Below are 2,710 nucleotides of genomic sequence, written 5' to 3'. Positions count from 1 at the left end.
GGCGTGCCAGATCCAACCGGGCGGAGGCCGGAACCGTTCGCCAGAGGTCGGCGTGCCCAGGGCCTGGAGGTGGGCACGTCGCTGCTGGAGAAGGACATGGTCGACACCTGCCGCAACCTGCTGGAGCGGGCCAACGGCAAGATCCTGCTCCCGGTCGACGTGGTGGTCGCGGACGCGTTCGCCCCGGACGCCGCGCACGACACGGTCCGCGTGGACGGCATCCCGAGCCACCGGCTCGGTCTGGACGTCGGCCCGGAGACGGTGGCCGGCTTCAGCGCCGCCCTGTCCCAGGCGAAGACGATCTTCTGGAACGGCCCGATGGGCGTGTTCGAGATGCCGGCGTTCGCGGCGGGCACCCGGGGGATCGCCGAGGCGATCACCAAGGCCGACGCGTTCAGCGTCGTCGGCGGCGGTGACTCGGCGGCGGCGGTCCGTGCCCTGGGGCTGGACGAGTCATCGTTCGGGCACATCTCCACGGGTGGCGGCGCCTCCCTGGAATACCTCGAGGGCAAGACCCTCCCCGGCATCGCGGCCCTGGAGAACTGAACATGGCGAGCACCACCCGTCGGCCGCTGATGGCCGGCAACTGGAAGATGAACCTCAACCACCTCGAGGCCAACCTGCTGGTGCAGAAGCTGGCGGCGAGCCTCACCGAGAAGCAGCTCACCGAGGTCGAGACGGTCGTGCTGCCGCCCTTCACCGACCTGCGTACCGTGCAGACCGCGGTGGACGGCGACAAGCTGCTGATCGGCTACGGCGGGCAGGATCTCTCCCCGCACGCGTCCGGCGCGTACACCGGGGACATCTCCGGCCCGCTGCTGGCCAAGCTCGGTTGCACGTACGTGGTGGTCGGGCACTCCGAGCGGCGGGCCTACCACCACGAGGACGACACTGTCGTCAACGCCAAGGTGAAGGCGGCGCTGACGCACGGCCTGACCCCGATCCTCTGCGTGGGGGAGGGGCTGGACGTCCGCGAGCAGGGCACCCACGTGGCGCACTGCGCCGACCAGCTCGACGGGGGCCTCGCCGGGCTCACGCCCGAGCAGGTGCGGCAGGTCGTGATCGCGTACGAGCCGGTCTGGGCGATCGGCACGGGCAAGACCGCGACCCCGGAGGACGCCCAGGAGGTGTGCGGGGCGGTCCGGCAGCGACTGGCGGAGCGCTTCGACCAGGACACCGCTGACCAGGTCCGGGTCCTCTACGGCGGCTCGGTCAAGGCGTCCAACGTCGCCTCGATCATGGCCCAGCCGGACGTGGACGGGGGCCTGGTCGGGGGCGCCAGCCTGGACGCGGAGGAGTTCGCGCAAATCTGCCGCTTCCCGGAGCACCTCGCTCGCTGATCGCTCGGTATCCTGGACACCGCCCGTCCGCCGGTCGGTGCCGCCGTGCCCGATCAGACCGGGCGAGGATCGCTACGAGAGGAACTGACCCCAGCCATGCCGATCTGGTTCGCATACACGTTGATCGTGTTGCTGGTCATCACGAGCATTCTGCTCACCCTGCTGATCCTGCTGCACCGCGGCAAGGGCGGCGGTCTGTCGAGCATGTTCGGCGGTGGCGTCAGCTCCAGCCTCGCCGGCTCGTCGGTGGCGGAGAAGAACCTCGACCGCTACACCGTTCTGGTGAGCGTTGTCTGGTTCGCCGCCATCGTCGGTCTCGGGCTCTGGCTCCGCCTGCAGATGAACAGCATCTCCTGAGCGAGCGCTTCAAGTCGTACAATCTGCGCGCGGTCCGTCACTCGACGGGCCGCGCGCAGGCTTTTCTCCGCTGCACCGCGTCGCCCGCCGCCCACCCCTCGACGGCGGCGGGTCCCCTCCGACGACAGGAGCGAGCAGCCGTGCCGAGTGGCAACGTCATCCGTGGCGCCCGCGTCGGGTCCGCACCCATGCGCCCCGACGAGCGGCACCAACCCGCCCCCCGACAGGACGTCACCTACTGGTGCCGTAACGACCACCAGACCGACATCCGGATCGCCGCGGACGCCGAACCGCCCGCGGTGTGGGACTGCCCCCGTTGTGGCCTACCCGCAGGCCAGGACGCGCAGAACCCTCCAGGCCGGGTCCGCGCCGAACCGTACAAGAGCCACCTGGCGTACGTGAAGGAGCGGCGCACCGCCGAGGAGGGCGAGGCGCTGCTGGCCGAGGCGCTCGCCGCGCTCCGCCGACGCCGCGGCGAGTAACGGCTGCTCCGCCGCCGCGGCGAGTACGGCTGTGCGCCTAACGGAGGCTGCGGAAGCGGGCGGGTACGTCGGCTGCGGCGGCCCGGTCCAGCAGCCACCGGGTACGGCTCACGCCGTGCACCCCGGCGGCCGGCAACTGCACCGGCCCGGCGCCGGCCAACGCCATGCCCACCGCACGGGCCTTGTCGGCGCCGCCGGCCACCAGCCAGACCTCGTCCGCGGTGTTGATCGTCGGCAGGGTGAGCGTGGTCCGCACCGACGGTGGCTTGGGGCTGCCCCGCACCGCGCTGCACGGCCGGGTGTCGTAGTGCACCGGGTGTTCGGGGAAGACCGAGGCCACGTGCCCGTCCTCGCCGACACCCAGCATCAGCACGTCGAAGTGCGGCAGCGTGGCGTGGCCGGGCCGGGCGGCGCGCGCCAACTCCTCGGCGTACTCCGCTGCCCCGGGCGGTCGGCTATCCCCGTCTGCTGCTGTCCACCGGCGCGGTCCGACAACTCGGCGTGAGCTGGTCCTCGTCCGGCTGGGTGGTC

5 protein-coding genes are annotated in these 2,710 nt (G+C 71.7%); 4 read left to right on the top strand and 1 reads right to left on the bottom strand.

The annotated features are described in order from the left end of the window. From pgk to ACWCO3_RS33655, 4 genes are all read left to right on the top strand, one after another. On the top strand, positions 1–546 hold a 546-nt coding region (pgk, locus tag ACWCO3_RS33670), incomplete at its 5' end, for a phosphoglycerate kinase (protein ID WP_450013984.1). A 2-nt stretch (positions 547–548) separates the two neighbouring features. Beyond that, positions 549–1,340 carry a triose-phosphate isomerase gene (tpiA, locus tag ACWCO3_RS33665; RefSeq protein WP_145779852.1) on the top strand — a complete coding sequence of 264 codons (792 nt, stop codon included), beginning with the start codon at positions 549–551 and terminating at the stop codon, positions 1,338–1,340. 96 nt (positions 1,341–1,436) lie between these two features. Further along, the gene (secG, locus tag ACWCO3_RS33660; RefSeq protein ID WP_145779853.1) at positions 1,437–1,697 is read left to right on the top strand and encodes a preprotein translocase subunit SecG; all 261 of its coding nucleotides are present in this window, start codon (positions 1,437–1,439) and stop codon (positions 1,695–1,697) included. Positions 1,698–1,837: 140 nt separating this feature from the next. Beyond that, positions 1,838–2,179 (top strand): RNA polymerase-binding protein RbpA, encoded by a 342-nt coding sequence (locus ACWCO3_RS33655; RefSeq protein ID WP_145779854.1) that lies wholly within the window; start codon positions 1,838–1,840, stop codon positions 2,177–2,179. A gap of 37 nt (positions 2,180–2,216) precedes the next feature. Here ACWCO3_RS33655 and ACWCO3_RS33650 read toward each other — a convergent pair. Then, on the bottom strand, positions 2,217–2,710 hold a 494-nt coding region (locus ACWCO3_RS33650; protein ID WP_450013981.1), incomplete at its 5' end, for a 6-phosphogluconolactonase.

It is taken from the genome of Micromonospora sp. NPDC002411 (genome assembly GCF_053592955.1).
This window is presented reverse-complemented; position numbering and strand designations above follow the sequence as displayed.

Excerpts from the sequence above, each read along its gene's own strand:
- tpiA (WP_145779852.1), top strand. The coding sequence starts at position 549 with ATGGCGAGCACCACCCGTCGGCCGCTGATGGCCGGCAACTGGAAGATG.
- secG (WP_145779853.1), top strand. The coding sequence starts at position 1,437 with ATGCCGATCTGGTTCGCATACACGTTGATCGTGTTGCTGGTCATCACG.